Raw genomic sequence first — 15,694 nt, forward strand, 5'->3', positions numbered from 1 at the left:
ATCGCCGTTTCCAGCTGGGAGGAAAACTGTCAGATTCGCCACTGTTGGTTTTGACAGTTGTGCATCCCCTCTGGTGCAACGTTCAATGGCATTTCACCCTTGTTTCAAGGAATGTTGCGATGCCTTCTTCCCTATTTAGCGTTCCGCGCCCACTGCTGCTTGCAGCGCAGGATTCAGGTGGCTTGGTACAACCTCTGTCGAGCGAACCCATCACGCAGGCGCTGCAGCAAATGGGCGGCCCGTCCTCGGGGGTTTTTCGGGTGCACTACGATGGAGTGGTGATCGTACAACGGCAGTCCCCTTGTGTACTGCCTACCCCGCAAATTGCGGAGGCGCTATGTGGCTTGCTTGACGTAAACCTTCTTGCAGGTGATGCGCAGGTGACTGTTGCCAACTGGCCGGCAATGGCCATGGGGCAACGGGTCTGGCTGGCCGCAGTTGGTGTGACCCGCAACGGGCGCGCGTTGGTGATCCCCCTGAGTGACGGTGATCCGGTGACCGAAGCGGACATCGCCAATGGTTTCGGGCGGTCGCTCCCAAAGACCGAACTCGAGAAATTGGTTCCTTGCAGCACGCTTCGGCTCGAGATGAAAGTTAGCTTCAACCCCGAATCCTGTGTCGCCGAGCAGGAAGCGTTTCGCTTTCCCGAAGGGGCTTGCATGCTGGCCCTCTATCGCGAGCTGACAGATTTTGAAGATGGCACATTCAATGGCTGGCAGCATGGGCCAGCAGCGTCTGAAGATCTCACCTATTTCAAAATAGGCGGTACAGATAGCGACCATTACCTGTACGTCGGTACGCCGAACCCTACGATTGCAGGCGTCATCCTGGTTAAAACGTTCAACGATCTGAAATGCGGTGCGCCTTATTGCTTCAGGCTATCGTACCGATCAACCAATAATTACACTAACACGCAGCTTTACCTGGAGGTTCCAGAGGCGGGCGGTCGAATCGCCGAAGCATCGCCTATCACCCGCGAATGGCAAGTCCTGGAGGGAACCTTCGTGGCACCGTCGTCGTCTGTCCAATTGCATATCGGGAACGACTGCGCGGAAAGTCTGGGTAATGATTACCACATTGATGATATCGAACTCGTCTACGCAGGACAGTGTTGAAAAGACTGGCGCGGTCTACCGGGCAATCAGGGGGCTTTGTCCTGCAGGATGGCAAAGCCCTGCTTGTTTTCGCTGACGATCCGTACCCGCGCGTCCTGCCCCGCCGGGGCCTGGACCATGATCTCGCGGGACAGGCTGCCCTTGCCGCACAGGGTGTCATCGGCCTTGTCGGTGGCAATGCCGACCACGCGTTCGCCAGCCGGCACCTTGAAGGTGGCCACCTCGCCGATGCCGATGCGCGCTGCCACGGTGCGGTCGATGAGCACCGCCACGTAGCAACCGCCACCGAGCATGCCGATATCACGGTGCACCACCAGGGTACTGCCGTTATCCACCGCCGCCTGATAGCCCAGCAAGCGCTCCTGGGGCACGGGGTCGGGATGGTCGGAACGGTAGGAGGAACAGCCACCGACCAGCAACACGCATAACGCAGTGCACATCAGGCGCATGGGCGGTCCTCTATTTGGTGTCCCAGGGCATCGGCTGGCCAGCGCGAACCTTGGCGCTCAACGCCTTGAGGTACTCCAGCGGCTCGCCCTCGGAATGGGCATGGGCCTGTTCGTCCACCCAGGTCATGACCTTTTGCCGGTCCAGGCTGGGGCGGGCATGCAACATCTCCTTGATCACCCGCTCGCAGTGCTGCGAATAGGCGATAACGCTGGAAAACATCTGATGGGCCATGATCGCTCCTTGAAGAGATACGCGGGATGAGATCAAGGTAGCACTCAATGGTGACAGGTGATGGACAATTCTTCGTCGGGGGTGCCGATGCAAGCAGGACCTGGGGGCGTGCGCGGTGCATGCGGTATGCCGGATGCAACGCAGTGCCTGTGACGCGGCCGGGTCCGCTGCTACAAGGCGAGGCTACTTCTTGTAGGTTTTCTGCAAACGCGTGGCCATTTTCTCATGGCGCTGCACGTCTTTCAGTTGCGCGGTGGCGAAGGCCTTCAGGTCCGGGTCGTCATTGCTGTTGGCCTCTGCGGTGTAAAGGTCGAGCAAATGCTGAGTGACCTTGACCTGGCCAATGGCGAAACTGGCCTCCGGGCTCTTGCCCGCCACGGCCGGGGAGGGGATGACCCGGGTCGGCGGCACTGGCACGTCGATGTCGTGCTTTTTCGCCAGTTCCGTCAGTTGCTCATTGAAGATCGTGTGGTCCTTGACCATCACGCCGACGTAGGTTTGCATGTCGGCTTGCTTGAATTTATCGCCCGCTTGCTGGACCAGTAGAATCTCAGCAGCGCCGGCGTTCAGCGCATTGGTGACAAAAGTATTGGGCGCGGCGAAGGCGGTGCCAGTGCCAGCGAGCAGCAGGGCCAGGCCGATTTTCAAGGGTGTGCGATGGTTCATCAGGGCGTCTCGCGGTAGGCATGGGGGCAAATGGGCGTATGAGAATCCGTTTGCGTGCGCAGGGCAAATGAAGCTTTGCTCACCTTGCCCAGCCTAGCCCAAAAGTTTGCTGGCAAGCCAGCGCCGCCACGGCCGATGGCCGGGCCAGGGTGGACAAAGCGGGCGAGGCGGGGCAGGCTCTGGGCGAGTGATTTTCCAGTGTGGAGTGAAGCATTGAGCATTGAAGGCGTTATTTTCGACAGCGACGGCACCCTGGTCGACAGCGAACGCATGGCGGCGGGCCTGCTGCGCGAACTGCTGGCCGAGCGCGACATCCATTTGCCCCATGACGAAGTGTTGCGGCGTTTTCGCGGCGTGCAGTTCGCTATTTTCGTCGGCGAATTGTGCGAAGAACATGCGCACCTGGACGCTGAACCCTTCATGAGCGACTTCCGCGGCCGCAGCCTTGATCTGTTCGCCCAAGGTCTCGACGCGATGCCCGGCGCACTGGATTTTGTCCGCGAACTGAAGTTGCCCAAGTGCGTGGCCACCAATGGCCCGCGTGCCAAGGTCGAGACGTGCCTCAAGACGGCCGGGCTGTGGGAGGCTTTTGCAGGCAATATCGTCAGTGCCTACGAGGTCAACGCCTGGAAGCCGTCGCCGGAATTGATTCTGGCCGCCGCCCAGGTGCTCGACCTGGCGCCACAGCAATGCCTGCTGGTCGATGACAGTGTGCCTGGTGTGCAAGCGGGGCTGGCGGCGGGCACCGTGGTGGCGGGCTACGGCGATACCGATTTTTCTGCCTTCCACGGCCAGCCGGGTTTCCACCACGTGCCCGACTACGCGGCCCTCAAGGCGCTGCTGGCGAGCCTTGGCTAACCGTGCCGGTGCCGGCGCTCGTAATGGTCCAGCAGCGGCTGGGTGCTGATGCCATGCAACAGGATGCTCAGGGCCACTACTGACAAGGTCAGGCTGATCGCGGTGTGTTGAAGGTCGGCAGGCAAACCGTGGGCAATGGCGAAGCACAGGTAATACAGCGAGCCGATGCCACGGATGCCGAACCAGCCCAGCAGGGCGCGCTGGTGGCCGTCCAGGTGCTTGCCGCGCACCAGCAGCCAGACGCTGGCCGGGCGGATGATACAGAACAGCGCCAGGCCCAGACCGATGGCGCGCCAGTCCCAATACAGCGACAGTGCTGCGCCCAGCAGGGTAATCAGCAGCACTTCCATGGAGCGCTCCACCAGGTCGCCGAAGGTCAGGATGTCGTCCATCATCACCCCGGCGGCCAGTTGCTCACCCGCCAGTTCATCCGGCGCCGGTACCGCGGCGTGGGCGTCGCGTGGCTTGGCCAGGTGCTCGGCCGGGACTTCGGAATGGGACGCGCGCGCCTCGGCCTGGCGCAGGCCCACCCCAGCGGCGAATACCGACAAGAAGCCGAAAGCTCCCACCCCGTAGGCCACTACATAGCTGATGGCGATGAGCGCCAGCGCCAGGAAGTCGTTGGGCGACTCGATGCTGTCCTTGTTGCGTACCCGTTGGCGAATCATCAACTGCCCCAGCAGCCGCCCCAGCCCGTAGCCGATGGCCAGCCCCGCCGGTACCCCCCAAGCCAGGTTCTGCAAGGCCCACATGCCGATATCGGCCATGCCCATGTCCAGGTGGTCGATCATCATCAGACTGAAAATCACGAAGGGAAAGGCCACGCCGTCGTTGAGCCCGGCCTCGCCCGACAGCCCATAGCGCACCCGATCGAAATCATGGGCGCTGTTGACCTGGACCATCGCCGCCAGCACTGGGTCGGTGGGGGCCAGCATCGCGCCCAGCAGCGCCGACAACCCCCACGACAGATGTAGGCCGTAATGGGCCACGGCCGCAACCCCGGCGATGGACAGCAGCATCACGGGGCCTGCCAGCAGGTACGAAGCGCGCCAAGCCGTGCGGCGCAGCCCCAGCCGCAGCTTGACGCCGGTGCTGAACAGCGAGAACAGCACCGCCATCTCGGTCAGGCGCTGCAACCAGGTCGAGGCCCGGGCGAAATCCATGTTCACCAGGCCCAGGCCAAGGGGCCCCAGGCCCATGCCAAAGGCCAGGCACACGGCCGACGTCGTTACCGGCAGCCAGCGAAGGTAGGAAGACGTCAAGGCCAGCAACAGCAGCAGGGCGCCCAGCACTGACATCCACAGTATGAAACTCATCGAACTCCTAAGGCCTGGCGGCAATATGATGTGGGGCAATCATTAACTGTGACTTTGCCGCGACCGGTTAGTTGAATTGGCGCTACTATCGTGCGGACAATTCTTTGCCCAGGAGAACGCCATGATCAAAGTCAGCGTGATGTACCCCTACCAGAACGGCGCGCGGTTCGATTTCGATTACTACCGCGACAAGCACATGCCCTTGCTCAAGGAACTGATGGGGGCCGCGTGCCTGAAGTACTCGGTGGAGAAAGGGCTGGCAGGTGGCGCACCCGGAACTCCGCCGACGTACCTGGGGTTGTGCCACTTCTATTGCGACACGCTGGAAAGCTTCACTGAAGCCTTTGGTCCCCACGCCGACGTGCTCAATGGCGATATTCCCAATTACACCGACCTGGTGCCCGTGATCCAGATCAGCGAAGTGCTGGCCGAAGTCTGAGAAGTTGCCGCTGTGGGCCCGAGGTTCACCCGGGCCCGCAGGGCGGCTCAGGCGTCGTGATCATCCTTGAGGGTGGTGGTGGACTCCGTCACCTCGATGGTTTCGTTGGTGCCCATCGCCTTGTACTGTTTGCGGATGGTCTTCAATTCCTTGGCATCCAGATCTTCCAGGTCCAGCGCCGCGTTCTGCGCTTCATGGGTGGCGCGCAGCAATTCGTCGATCTTGATGTGCAGCATGTCGTTGTCGCGGTTCTGGGTGTTCTGGATCACGAACACCATCAGGAAGGTGATGATGGTGGTCGAGGTATTGATGATCAGTTGCCACGTATCGTTGTAATGGAACAGCGGCCCCGTGGCCGCCCAGATCACGATCAGCACCACAGCGGCGACGAAGGTGCGCGAGCTGCCGGCAGCTTTGGACAAGGCATTGGAGAACAACGAGAATTTCATGGCAGTGGTTCCGTAAAGGGGGTCACTGGGTAGACCCCGCTCGACGGTTGAAATTCTTTGTTACATGCACGGTTTCATCTAGTTGATCTGGATCATCACGGCAAACACGCCCAATCCCACCCAGAAGCCGGCGAACAACCACGGCGCTCGAATGGAGAACATCAGCGATTTGCGATAGCCCTTGTGCGTAGACTCCATTTCGCTGAACAGCGGCCCGTCGTCATAGGCCAGGCCCATGGCCGGCAGGTCGCGCAGCAGGCCACTCTGCTTGAAGTGCCAGTGGTCGATGATGTCGTAGGCCGCGCGAATGCCTGGCCAGGCATTCAGCGAGCACAGTACTCCCAACAGCGCCAGCACCGGTGGCACCACCAGGGTGAACACCTTGCCCCACTCGGGGTTCAGGTTGGCCATGGACGAGGCGTAGGCGATCACCAGGAATGACTGCGCCGACAGGTAGCTGTTGGTACGGTTGGAGAGAATGGCGGTTTCATACTGGATTTCACGCCGGTAGAAATCCAGGCGGTCCTTGGGGGTGCCGAACATCAGCGCGTTTTCGCTATCGCTGCTGTCCTCGGCACCCGGCACGCGTGAAGTGATGATCCTGCTCAAGCGCGCTTCCTCGGTGTCAGTCATTCGGTTCGGCAGTGTTGATGTAGGCCGGCACCTTGGCCAAGGGCAACTGGCGAGCTTGCCCCGGTTGGATATCGGCGCGTGGCGCCAGGGGCTCCAGGCGTTGCGGTTGGCCGGTTTCCAGGGCTTTCTCGATGGCCGCCAGCACGCGCACGTCACGCCAGCCTTCATCGCCGTCCGGGCCGGGTTTCTCGCCCTTGAGAATGCAGTCGGAGAAGTACTGGGTTTCGCCGCCGAACTGGTCCACTACCGGAGCACTGTGTTGCTCGGTCTTGCCGTCGACGATCAGCTGGTAACCGATCGCCACCCCTTCGCCGAAGCCGAAGCACGGTGAAGCGTCGATCTCGCCCTTGCTGCCGAACAGCTGGAAGCGCTGGCTGCCGGGCAGGCTGTAGCTGACCGTGAAATGTGCCAGGCGCTCGTCGCTGAAGCGCAGGGTCACACTGACCGTGTCGTAGGTGTTGATGTCGCGGCCTGGGGTGTTCACGCCCATGGCCGAGACTTCCAGGGGCTCGCCCCCGAACAGGTTGCGCACCGCGTTAAGCGGGTAGGGGCCCATGTCCACGACGGGCCCGGCCCAATAGCCATGCTGGGCGCGGTGGTTGGAGGTCTTGGTCAACTGGCTGAACGAGGAGGTGAACAACCGAGGTTCGCCGATGGCGCCAGCGCGCAACGTGCCAACCAGCTCCACGGTGGCGGGTTCGCAGTGCAGGCGGTAGGCGATCATCAACAGCGCATTGCCGCGTTCGGCGGCGGCGTTGATCGCCAGGCAATCTTCCTCGCTGGTGGCCATGGGTTTTTCCAGCAGCACATGAATGCCGGCTTCCAGTGCCGGTACCGCGAACTCACGGTGGCGGAAGTTCGGTGTGGCAATGTACACCGCATCGATTTCGCCGCTGGCCAGCAAGGTGGCGTAGTCGTCGTAGTGGTAGCTCTTGAGGTGATAGTGGGCGGCCAGGTCCCGGCCCTTCACGGGGTCGCCGGTCACCAGCGCGGTCATCACCGAGTTGTCGGTCTGGCCGACACCGGGCATGAACGCACCCTGGGAAATCCAGCCGCCGGCGACGACCGCGTAACGAACCTTGCCTTGAGCATCGGGCATGTCATGACTCCTGAAAGCGGGCGGGTGGAATACCAGCCCCTCAGGAATGGGCAAGCCTGGGCCGGACAAGTTCCCCCGGCGTGTGTCAGAAGCGGTTGAGCGGGATCTTCAGGTAACGCACGCCGTTGTCTTCGGCCGGCGGCAGTTCCCCCGCACGAATGTTCACCTGCACCGCCGGCATCAACAGCACCGGCATGGCGAGCGTCGCATCGCGGGCCGTACGCATGGCCACGAACTGCGCCGCGTCGATGCCATCGCGTACATGGATGTTGCCCTGGCGCTGGGCGGCCACGGTGGTCTGGGACTGTTCAGTGCGGCCCTCGGGCGGGTAGTCGTGGCACAGGTGCAAGCGGGTGTCGGCGGGGAAGGCCAGCAAGGTGCGAATGGACCGGTACAACTGCGCGGCGTCGCCGCCGGGGAAGTCGCAGCGGGCCGTGCCCACGTCGGGCATGAACAGCGTGTCGCCGACGAACAGGTCCTGCTCGCCCACCAGGAATGCCATGTCGGCGGGGGTGTGGCCGGGCACGTGCAAGGCTCGCACGCTCATGTCGCCGATGGCGAAGGTTTCGTCCGGCTGCAGCAGCCGATCGAACTGCGAACCGTCCAGGCGGAAGTTCGGTTCCAGGTTGAACACGGCCTTGAACACTTTCTGCACCTGACGGATACCCTCGCCAATGGCGATCTGGCCGCCCAGTTGGCTGCGCAGGTAGGGGGCGGCGGAAAGGTGGTCGGCATGGGCATGGGTTTCGAGCAACCACTGCACGCTCAGGCCGTTCTCGCGCACGAAGGCGGCGATGGTGTCGGCATGCTCGGTGCCGGTTCGGCCGGACTTGGGGTCGAAGTCCAGCACCGAATCGATGATGGCGCAGGCGCTGCCAGGCGCCTGGTACACCACGTAGCTGAAGGTCGAGGAACCCTGGTCGAAGAAAGGCTGGATCAGTGGGCTCATGAATTGCTCCACACTCTATTGTTCAATAATCTATATTTAAACATAATGTAATCACAGAAAGTGATCGAGAGCGACCCCTGCCCATGGAAACCTGCCTGACCACCGACGACGTCGTACGCCTGCGCGCCAGCGCCTCCAAGGCCTGCGCGCTGCTCAAGGCGCTGGCCAACGAGGACCGCCTGCTGATCCTCTGCCAGTTGACCCAGGGTGAGCGCAATGTCGGCGAGCTGGAAGCCGGCACCGGCGTGCGCCAGCCCACCCTGTCCCAGCAACTGGGGGTGTTGCGCGACGAAGGCCTGGTGGCCACGCGCCGCGAGGGCAAATACATTTTCTACGGGCTGGCCAGCCATGAAGTGATCCAGGTCATGAAGACCCTTTCGGGCCTGTACTGCGGCACCGTGCTGACCAGCCTTGGTGCGCAACCCCTTACCCAATGACAGTGTGGACGGCATGCACGATAACCTGCAGCAACAGGATGCGACCGCCAGCAACGCGGACATCCTGATCATCGGCGGCGGCGCCGCCGGCATCGGCCTGATCGCCAGTTTGCTCAAGCGCCAACCTGGCCTTTCGGTCACCCTGGTCGAACCCTCCGACACCCACTACTACCAGCCGGCCTGGACCCTGGTAGGGGGTGGCGCCTACGCTGTCGGCAAGACCGCACGGCCCATGGCCGACGTGCTGCCCAAGGGGGTGCAGTGGCTCAAGGCCGCGGTGCACGCCATTGACGCCGAGGGCCAGCGGGTGGTGCTGGACGACGGTCGCCAGGTGGCGTACCAGCACCTGGTGGTATGCCCAGGCCTGCGCCTGGCCTGGGAGCAGATCGAAGGTCTGGAAGAGACCCTGGGCCGCAACGGGGTGACCTCCAACTATCGTTTCGACCTGGCGCCCTACACCTGGGAACTGGTTCAGGGGCTGCGGGGCGGCAAGGCCATCTTCACCCAACCGGGCATGCCGATCAAATGCGCCGGAGCGCCGCAGAAAGCGTTGTACCTGTCGTGCGACCATTGGCGCCGTGGCGGCGTTTTGAACGCCATCGACGTGGAGTTCAACCTCGCCGGCCCGGCATTGTTCGGGGTGGCGGCGTACGTGCCGGCCCTGATGCAGTACGTCGACAAGTACCGCGCGCGGCTGGCGTTCGGCTCGCAGTTGGTGAAGGTCGATGGCCCGGCGAAGACGGCCTGGTTCGACAGCCAGGATGCCGACGGCAACCTCGTGCGCCAGGCCAAGGCCTTCGACCTGCTGCACGTGGTGCCGCCGCAGGTGGCACCTGATTGCGTGCGCCACAGCGCCCTGGCCAACCCGGGCGGCTGGTGCGAGGTGGACCCCGCCACCTTGCAGCATGTGCGTTACCCCCAGGTGTTCGGCCTGGGCGACGTCTGCGCCACCAGCAACGCCAAGACGGCCGCAGCGGTGCGCAAGCAGATCGTGGTGGTGGCCGAGAACCTGCTGTCCCAGCGTGCGGGCCGCTCGCTGTCCTTGCGTTATGACGGTTACGGTTCGTGCCCGTTGACCGTGGAGCGGGGCCGGGTGGTCCTGGCCGAGTTCGGCTATGGCGGCAAGCTGTTGCCCACTTTCCCCTTGGACTCCACCGTGCCACGGCGGTCGGCCTGGTGGCTCAAGGCGCATTTCCTGCCCTGGTTCTACTGGCATGGCATGCTCAAGGGCCGCGAATGGCTGACGCGCTGCACAACCACTGAATAGGGGCAGGTGATGCTGGCACTGCTGTTGGGTGGTTTGATCGGCCTGGTGCTGGGATTGACCGGTGCCGGTGGCGGCATTCTGGCCGTCCCGGCCCTGGTGCTGGGCTTGGGATGGCCCATGACCCAGGCGGCACCGGTGGCCTTGCTGGCCGTTGGCGTGTCGGCGGCGGTTGGCGCCATCGATGGCCTGCGTCAACGTATCGTGCGCTGGCGCGCAGCACTGTTGATGGCGCTGTTGGGTACCTTGTTCACGCCCGTCGGCCTGCTGCTGGCCCACCGGTTGCCAGAACGCTGGCTAATGGGGTTGTTCTGCGCGGTGCTGCTGGTGGTGGCCTGGCGCATGTTCAGCCAGTCCCGTGACCGGCCGTGCGCGGGGTCGGGTATCGACCACAGCTGGGAACAGAAGAACTGCATGCTCAACCAGCGCACCGGGCGCCTGGACTGGACCTGGCGGTGCAGCCTCACCCTGTCGGTGGTGGGCTCCTGCTGCGGGTTCCTCACCGGTTTGCTGGGGGTGGGCGGTGGCTTCCTGCTGGTGCCAGCGTTCCGGCAACTCACCGATATCCGCGTGCACGGCATCATCGCCACGTCGTTGATGGTCATCGCCCTGGTATCGGGCACGGCGATCCTCGGCGCCTTGCACGCGGGCGTGCGCATCCCGCTGGCGGGCGGGTATTTCATTGGCGCCAGTGTCGTCGGCATGCTGGCAGGCCGGGTGCTCTCGCCCAGGTTGCCCGCGCGGGTATTGCAGGTAGGCTTCGCGGCGTTATGCGTTGGGGTGACGTTGTACCTGGGGTCGCAGGTGCTCTGACCGTCCGGAGGTTCCTGTGGGACCGGGCGAAGCTCGGGAATGGAGCGCCGCGCCCTGTCAGGCTCCCCACAGGGGTACGGCACGGTCTGTTTCCCGCAAGTGAGTCCTGAGGCGGCGGCGATCCGGTATGCTGCGGACCGATTTGCAACAAAACGTTGCAGCAATAATCGTCCAAAGAACAAGGAGCACCCAGTGGACCCTACCGCCATCGCCTGGCTCGCCCACGACACCCGTCTCATCCTCTGTTGCCTGGTGGCCATCGCCACCATCATCGTGCTGATCAGCGTCACTCGCCTGCCGCCTTTTCTGTCCATCCTGGTCGGCACCTTCATCGCCGGGGTCGGCGCCGGCTTGGCACCGGAGGAGGTGGCCAAGGCCTTCAGCAAAGGCGCCGGGGGGATCCTCGGCGAGGCGGGCATCATCATCGCGCTGGGCTCGATGCTGGGGGCGGTGATGGCCGAGTCCGGCGCGGCAGACCGCATCGCCAGCACCTTGCTGGGCCTGGGCAAGGGCCGCAGCCTGCCGTGGGTGATGGCGTTGGTGGCAATGGTCATCGGCCTGCCGCTGTTCTTCGAGGTGGGGCTGGTGATGATGGTGCCGATCATCTTCGTCATGGCCCGCCAGTCGGGCCAGCCGCTGCTGAAGATCGCCATTCCAGCGCTGGCGGGGATGACGACCTTGCACGCGCTGATGCCCCCACACCCTGGCCCGTTGATCGCCGTCAGCGCGCTGCACGCCGACCTCGGCCTGACCATGCTGCTGGGCTTCACCCTCGCGGTACCGGCGGTGATCCTTGCTGGCCCGCTGTACGGCAACTGGCTGTCGCGCCGCATGGACGTGCAGGCGCCTGCCGAACTGGGGGCGTTGTTCGACGCCAAGCCGTCCGGTCAGCGCCAGCCGGGCTTCGGCATTTCCTTGTTGATCATCCTGCTGCCGGTGCTGCTGATGCTCGGCAGTACCCTGGCCAAGGTGGCCCTGGCCCCTGAAACCTCGCTGTCCGTGACCTTGAAGTTTCTCGGTGAACCGCTGATCGCCCTGGGTATCGCCGTGCTCGCCGCCGTGGTCTGCCTGGGCTGGGCCAATGGTCTGCCCCGTGAGCAGGTGGGCACTACCCTGCGCAAGGCCTTGGCGCCGATTGCCGTGTTGCTGCTGACCATCGGCGCGGGCGGCGGCCTCAAGCAGACGTTGCTCGATGCGGGTGTCAGCCAGACCATCAGCAAGGCCGCCGAAGGCGCACACCTGCCATACCTGCTGCTGGCCTGGCTGATTGCCGTGGCATTGCGTCAGGCCACCGGCTCGGCCACCGTAGCGACGACCACCACGGCGGGCATCCTGGCGCCGATGATGGCGGGGTTGGCGGCGACCCAGAGTTCACTGGTGGCCTTGGCCATCGGTGCCGGCTCGGTGTTTTTCTGCCATGTCAATGACGCGGGTTTCTGGATGGTGCGCGAATACTTCGGCCTGCAGCTCAAGCAGACTATCTGGGTATGGTCGGTGTTGCAGACCATTGTCTCGGTGGTCGGGCTGGTGGGAACGTTGCTGCTGTGGTGGTGGCTGACGTAACGGCAGTCCGGCGGATCTGGCCGCGTTTTGCCACGCGGCCTATCTGGCGTTGCGCGGTGGGGGTGACGCGGCCAGGTCCGCTGCTACGACGCCTGCATTTTCGCGTCCCATATATGGGGATTTGAATTCACATATTGAATGTTTGGCTCCCGCTGGTTTAAGGTCTGGGCAAGGGCACCCATTGCCACTCGATAACGACAATAACGAGAGACCCCTCATGACCCAGCCGACGCTGAACGACGGCTTGCATGCCAGTACCCTGGCCAAGCTGAACCTCAAGCTGATCCCGTTCCTGATGCTGCTGTACATGGTGGCCTACATCGACAAGTCGAACATTTCGGTGGCGGCGTTGCAGATGAACGCCGACCTGGGGTTGTCGGCGTCCATGTACGGCCTGGGCGTAGGCCTGTTCTTTCTCACCTATATCCTGCTGGAGGTGCCCAGCAGCCTGATCCTGACCAAGGTCGGTGCCCGGCGCTGGATCGCCCGCATCATGATCACCTGGGGCATCGTCGCCGCCGGCATGAGCCTGGTGCAGACCGCCAATCAGCTCTATGTGATGCGGTTGCTGCTGGGGGCCGCCGAAGCCGGTTTCACCCCCGGCATCATCTATTACCTGTCCCAGTGGTACCCACGCAGCGACCGGGCCAAGGCCATGTCATTCTTCTACATCGGCGCGGCCCTCGCGTCGGTGATCGGCTTGCCCTTGTCCGGCGCTTTCCTGCATCTGGATGGACTGGGGTCGGTCAGCGGCTGGCGCTGGTTGTTCCTGCTCGAAGGCATTCCTGCCGCCGTGCTCGGCGTGGTGGTGCTGCGCTACCTGCCGGATTCGCCCCAAAGCACCCACTGGCTCGACGAACCGCAGAAAGCCTGGCTGTCGACCACCATGGCCGCCGAACAGGCGGGCACGCTGATTTCCCACAACGACGCCTGGCACGCGGCCTTTCGCAGCCCCCGTGTGTGGCTGCTCAGCCTGTTCTGGCTGCTGCAGGCATTCGGCACCATCGGCATCACGCTGTTCTTGCCGCTGATCGTGCAGTCGGTGTCCGGGCAGGGCTCCTTCGTGGTCAGCCTGATGTCAGCCTTGCCCTTCCTGTTGGCCTGCGTGTTCATGTATTTCAACGGCCGGCATTCGGACCGGCGCGGCGAGCGCTCTCTGCACCTGGGCGGCCCGCTGCTGGTGTCTGGCCTGGTGCTGGGCGTGGCCGTGCTGTGCGGCAACCAGGGCCTGGCCTATGGGCTGTTGGTGCTGGCAGTGGCCCTGAACTGGGCGGCAACGCCGGTGTTCTGGGCCACCACCACCGAAACCCTGTCGGGCCCGGCGGCGGCCGTGTCCATTGCCCTGATCAACTCCATCGCCAACCTCGCCGGGCTGGGCCTGCCGCCGGTGATGGGCTGGATCAAGGACGCCACCCATACCTACGACTACGCCCTGCTGCTGGTAGCCTGCGCCTTGCTGGTGGGCGGCATGCTGGGGGTGTACCTGGGCGCCGATCGCGCCCGTGGCCACATTCATGTGCAAGGAACTTCAGATGAACGCAAACGTGCTTAAGATCGCCCGCCTGCCGGACATGCTCAGCGAGCGTCTGTTCGCCGATTTCGCCGTGCTGGACAGTGACGAGCAGGGCACCGGGTTAGGGGAGGGGGCGGGACAGATTCGTGCCCTGGTGGCCAACGGCGAGTCCAAGGTTACCCGCTACTTGCTGGAGCGTTTGCCTGCGCTGAAGATCATCGTGGTCTTCGGTGTAGGGTATGACGGCGTCGATGTGGCGGCCGCCCGCGAACGGGGTATCGCCGTGACTCACACCCCGGACGTACTGACTGACGACGTCGCCGACCTCGCCATGGCCCTGCTGCTGGGGATTGCCCGTGGCACAGCCCCGGCCGACCGCTTCGTGCGCCAGGGGCGCTGGGCCGATGGCCCCATCGCGTTTACCCGCAAGGTCAGTGGTGCCCGCCTGGGCATTATCGGCCTGGGCCGCATCGGCCGGGCCATCGCCCGCCGCGCCGAGGGCTTCGGCATGCGCATCGCCTACTGCGGCCGCACCCGCCAGGCGGTTGACTAAACCTGGTACGCCGACGCCCGGCAACTGGCGGTCGAGGTCGACTTCCTGGTGGTGGCTGTGGGCGGCGGCGCACAGACCCGACACCTGGTCGATGCCTCGGTGCTGGCCGCACTGGGTCCCGAGGGCTTCCTGATCAACGTCGGGCGCGGCAGCGTGGTGGACGAGACCGCGCTCTTCCAGGCCCTGGCCACCCGGCAACTGGCAGGCGCGGCGCTGGACGTCTTCGAAGACGAGCCGCGACCGCACCCGGGCTTGCTGGGGCTGGACAATGTACTGCTGACGCCGCATATGGCCAGCGCCACCTGGGCCACACGGCGGGCCATGGCAGACCTGACCCTCGCCAACCTGTCGGCGTTTTTCAATGGCCAGCCGCTGCCCACGCCGATCCCGGCCTGAGGGTCACAGCCTCAGCGCCTTGATGTAGTTGAGCAGCGCGCCAAACCTGGCGGTGTACATGCGCGAATGCGGCCACACCGCGTACACCGGGTAGCGCGTGGTCGCGCTGCCCAGGTGCAAAGGAACCAGGCGCCCGTCGGCCAACGGCTCGCGGATCACCAGGTCGGGCAGGCAGGCAAGGGCCAGGCCCTTGGTGGCGAACTCGATGCGCGCAGCCATGTCATTGCAGATCAGCGTGACCGGCAACTCGACACCGGCGGGAAGCCGGACGGGCCAAGGCTCGATCTTGCCGCTCTTGGGCTGGCGATAATGCAGCAACTTGTGTTCGGTCAGTGCTTGCATGCTGGTGGGCGTGCCGTGTTCCTGCAGGTAGCGCGGGGAGGCGACGATCAGCCGGGTGAAGTCGCCCAGCCAGTGGCTGCGCAGGTTGCTGTCGCTGATCTCACCGACGCGTATCGCCAGGTCGAAGTCTTCATCCACCAGGTCGATGAGCCGGTCGGTGTACTGGACCTCAAGTTCGATCTCGGGGTATTGCCGGCTGAATACCGCCAGTGCGTCGACCAATCGATCGCTGATGGGCGCCACCGTTACCTTCAAACGGCCACGGGGCAGTTGCGCGGACTGCGCCACTTCGCTGGTCAGGTGTTCGAATTCCTCGATGATGCGCCGGCTACGGTCCAGCAGGCGCTGGCCATCGACCGTCAATGTCACGCTGCGGGTCGTGCGCTTGAACAGGGGCACCCCCAGGGTTTCCTCCAGCCGCGCGATACGTTTTCCCACCGCCGACGCCGAGACCCCCAGCGCCCGCCCAGCGCCGACAAAGTTGCCTATCTCGGCCACTTGCACGAACACTGAAATGGCCGCGACAGACTCCAACATATGACCTCCCTTTCCGGACATCCATGGCCGTACAGACTGGAACCATACCTGGGTTTCTCCGCAATGACTAA

At 63.9% G+C, this 15,694-nt stretch carries 17 protein-coding genes and 1 pseudogene; 9 read left to right on the forward strand and 9 right to left on the reverse strand.

The window, feature by feature from the left end; translation table 11 throughout:
• The first annotated feature begins 119 nt into the window (after positions 1-119).
• On the forward strand, positions 120-1,115 hold the full coding sequence (locus HWQ56_RS09070; RefSeq protein WP_158158461.1) for a hypothetical protein: 996 nt from the start codon (positions 120-122) through the stop codon (positions 1,113-1,115).
• Between the two features lie 26 nt (positions 1,116-1,141).
• On the opposite strand, the gene HWQ56_RS09075 is transcribed toward HWQ56_RS09070, so the two are convergent.
• The 3 genes from HWQ56_RS09075 to HWQ56_RS09085 form a co-directional block, all read right to left on the reverse strand.
• Positions 1,142-1,564: a 3-isopropylmalate dehydratase gene (locus HWQ56_RS09075; protein ID WP_158158462.1), complete on the reverse strand. Its 423-nt coding sequence runs from the start codon at positions 1,562-1,564 to the stop codon at positions 1,142-1,144.
• Between the two features lie 10 nt (positions 1,565-1,574).
• Positions 1,575-1,796: a hypothetical protein gene (locus HWQ56_RS09080; protein WP_158158463.1), complete on the reverse strand. Its 222-nt coding sequence runs from the start codon at positions 1,794-1,796 to the stop codon at positions 1,575-1,577.
• Positions 1,797-1,979: 183 nt separating this feature from the next.
• Positions 1,980-2,462 carry a DUF4142 domain-containing protein gene (locus tag HWQ56_RS09085; RefSeq protein ID WP_176570251.1) on the reverse strand — a complete coding sequence of 161 codons (483 nt, stop codon included), beginning with the start codon at positions 2,460-2,462 and terminating at the stop codon, positions 1,980-1,982.
• Between the two features lie 213 nt (positions 2,463-2,675).
• Here HWQ56_RS09085 and HWQ56_RS09090 point away from each other — a divergent pair, with 213 nt between their 5' ends.
• On the forward strand, positions 2,676-3,320 hold the full coding sequence (locus tag HWQ56_RS09090) for an HAD family hydrolase (protein WP_158158465.1): 645 nt from the start codon (positions 2,676-2,678) through the stop codon (positions 3,318-3,320).
• Here HWQ56_RS09090 and HWQ56_RS09095 read toward each other — a convergent pair.
• On the reverse strand, positions 3,317-4,636 hold the full coding sequence (locus HWQ56_RS09095) for a cation:proton antiporter (RefSeq protein ID WP_176570252.1): 1,320 nt from the start codon (positions 4,634-4,636) through the stop codon (positions 3,317-3,319). The two genes, HWQ56_RS09090 and HWQ56_RS09095, sit on opposite strands and share 4 nt — an antisense overlap.
• A gap of 121 nt (positions 4,637-4,757) precedes the next feature.
• On the opposite strand from HWQ56_RS09095, the gene HWQ56_RS09100 reads away from it, so the two are divergent.
• Positions 4,758-5,075: an EthD family reductase gene (locus HWQ56_RS09100; protein WP_158158194.1), complete on the forward strand. Its 318-nt coding sequence runs from the start codon at positions 4,758-4,760 to the stop codon at positions 5,073-5,075.
• A gap of 47 nt (positions 5,076-5,122) precedes the next feature.
• Here the strand turns inward: HWQ56_RS09100 and HWQ56_RS09105 are convergent, their stop codons facing one another.
• From HWQ56_RS09105 to HWQ56_RS09120, 4 genes are all read right to left on the reverse strand, one after another.
• Complete coding sequence (locus tag HWQ56_RS09105) at positions 5,123-5,524, reverse strand: low affinity iron permease family protein (RefSeq protein WP_158158193.1); 402 nt, start codon at positions 5,522-5,524, stop codon at positions 5,123-5,125.
• A gap of 78 nt (positions 5,525-5,602) precedes the next feature.
• Positions 5,603-6,133 (reverse strand): hypothetical protein, encoded by a 531-nt coding sequence (locus HWQ56_RS09110; RefSeq protein WP_176570253.1) that lies wholly within the window; start codon positions 6,131-6,133, stop codon positions 5,603-5,605.
• Positions 6,134-6,149: 16 nt separating this feature from the next.
• On the reverse strand, positions 6,150-7,256 hold the full coding sequence (locus HWQ56_RS09115; RefSeq protein ID WP_176570254.1) for a Gfo/Idh/MocA family protein: 1,107 nt from the start codon (positions 7,254-7,256) through the stop codon (positions 6,150-6,152).
• 85 nt (positions 7,257-7,341) lie between these two features.
• Positions 7,342-8,205, reverse strand: a complete 864-nt coding sequence (locus HWQ56_RS09120; RefSeq protein WP_176570255.1) for an MBL fold metallo-hydrolase — start codon at positions 8,203-8,205, stop codon at positions 7,342-7,344.
• A gap of 83 nt (positions 8,206-8,288) precedes the next feature.
• Between HWQ56_RS09120 and HWQ56_RS09125 the strand changes: the two genes are divergently transcribed.
• The 6 genes and pseudogenes from HWQ56_RS09125 (at position 8,289) to HWQ56_RS09150 (ending at position 14,744) form a co-directional block, all read left to right on the forward strand.
• The gene (locus HWQ56_RS09125) at positions 8,289-8,642 is read left to right on the forward strand and encodes an ArsR/SmtB family transcription factor (RefSeq protein ID WP_158158189.1); all 354 of its coding nucleotides are present in this window, start codon (positions 8,289-8,291) and stop codon (positions 8,640-8,642) included.
• A gap of 13 nt (positions 8,643-8,655) precedes the next feature.
• Positions 8,656-9,909 carry an NAD(P)/FAD-dependent oxidoreductase gene (locus HWQ56_RS09130; protein WP_158158188.1) on the forward strand — a complete coding sequence of 418 codons (1,254 nt, stop codon included), beginning with the start codon at positions 8,656-8,658 and terminating at the stop codon, positions 9,907-9,909.
• A 6-nt stretch (positions 9,910-9,915) separates the two neighbouring features.
• Complete coding sequence (locus HWQ56_RS09135) at positions 9,916-10,719, forward strand: sulfite exporter TauE/SafE family protein (RefSeq protein WP_176570256.1); 804 nt, start codon at positions 9,916-9,918, stop codon at positions 10,717-10,719.
• Positions 10,720-10,911: 192 nt separating this feature from the next.
• The gene (locus HWQ56_RS09140) at positions 10,912-12,282 is read left to right on the forward strand and encodes a GntT/GntP/DsdX family permease (protein ID WP_158158186.1); all 1,371 of its coding nucleotides are present in this window, start codon (positions 10,912-10,914) and stop codon (positions 12,280-12,282) included.
• Between the two features lie 217 nt (positions 12,283-12,499).
• Positions 12,500-13,834, forward strand: coding sequence for an MFS transporter (locus HWQ56_RS09145; protein ID WP_176570257.1), 1,335 nt, complete (start codon positions 12,500-12,502; stop codon positions 13,832-13,834).
• Positions 13,815-14,744: pseudogene (locus HWQ56_RS09150) on the forward strand (2-hydroxyacid dehydrogenase). The gene HWQ56_RS09145 and the pseudogene HWQ56_RS09150 overlap by 20 nt, the downstream one beginning before the upstream one ends.
• A gap of 3 nt (positions 14,745-14,747) precedes the next feature.
• Here HWQ56_RS09150 and HWQ56_RS09155 read toward each other — a convergent pair.
• The gene (locus HWQ56_RS09155; protein ID WP_209008704.1) at positions 14,748-15,623 is read right to left on the reverse strand and encodes a LysR family transcriptional regulator; all 876 of its coding nucleotides are present in this window, start codon (positions 15,621-15,623) and stop codon (positions 14,748-14,750) included.
• Positions 15,624-15,694: the final 71 nt, after the last annotated feature.

Origin of the sequence: Pseudomonas eucalypticola, from assembly GCF_013374995.1 — a bacterium.
In the GTDB taxonomy this organism is placed as follows: Bacteria; Pseudomonadota; Gammaproteobacteria; order Pseudomonadales; family Pseudomonadaceae; genus Aquipseudomonas; species Aquipseudomonas eucalypticola.

What these genes read in the sequence shown, in the direction of transcription:
- HWQ56_RS09155 (WP_209008704.1), bottom strand. Translation starts at nt 15,623, where the DNA reads ATGTTGGAGTCTGTCGCGGCCATTTCAGTGTTCGTGCAAGTGGCCGAG.
- HWQ56_RS09075 (WP_158158462.1), bottom strand. Translation starts at nt 1,564, where the DNA reads ATGCGCCTGATGTGCACTGCGTTATGCGTGTTGCTGGTCGGTGGCTGT.
- HWQ56_RS09115 (WP_176570254.1), bottom strand. Translation starts at nt 7,256, where the DNA reads ATGCCCGATGCTCAAGGCAAGGTTCGTTACGCGGTCGTCGCCGGCGGC.
- HWQ56_RS09125 (WP_158158189.1), top strand. Translation starts at nt 8,289, where the DNA reads ATGGAAACCTGCCTGACCACCGACGACGTCGTACGCCTGCGCGCCAGC.
- HWQ56_RS09085 (WP_176570251.1), bottom strand. Translation starts at nt 2,462, where the DNA reads ATGAACCATCGCACACCCTTGAAAATCGGCCTGGCCCTGCTGCTCGCT.
- HWQ56_RS09070 (WP_158158461.1), top strand. Translation starts at nt 120, where the DNA reads ATGCCTTCTTCCCTATTTAGCGTTCCGCGCCCACTGCTGCTTGCAGCG.
- HWQ56_RS09095 (WP_176570252.1), bottom strand. Translation starts at nt 4,636, where the DNA reads ATGAGTTTCATACTGTGGATGTCAGTGCTGGGCGCCCTGCTGCTGTTG.
- HWQ56_RS09145 (WP_176570257.1), top strand. Translation starts at nt 12,500, where the DNA reads ATGACCCAGCCGACGCTGAACGACGGCTTGCATGCCAGTACCCTGGCC.
- HWQ56_RS09120 (WP_176570255.1), bottom strand. Translation starts at nt 8,205, where the DNA reads ATGAGCCCACTGATCCAGCCTTTCTTCGACCAGGGTTCCTCGACCTTC.
- HWQ56_RS09105 (WP_158158193.1), bottom strand. Translation starts at nt 5,524, where the DNA reads ATGAAATTCTCGTTGTTCTCCAATGCCTTGTCCAAAGCTGCCGGCAGC.
- HWQ56_RS09080 (WP_158158463.1), bottom strand. Translation starts at nt 1,796, where the DNA reads ATGGCCCATCAGATGTTTTCCAGCGTTATCGCCTATTCGCAGCACTGC.
- HWQ56_RS09130 (WP_158158188.1), top strand. Translation starts at nt 8,656, where the DNA reads ATGCACGATAACCTGCAGCAACAGGATGCGACCGCCAGCAACGCGGAC.
- HWQ56_RS09100 (WP_158158194.1), top strand. Translation starts at nt 4,758, where the DNA reads ATGATCAAAGTCAGCGTGATGTACCCCTACCAGAACGGCGCGCGGTTC.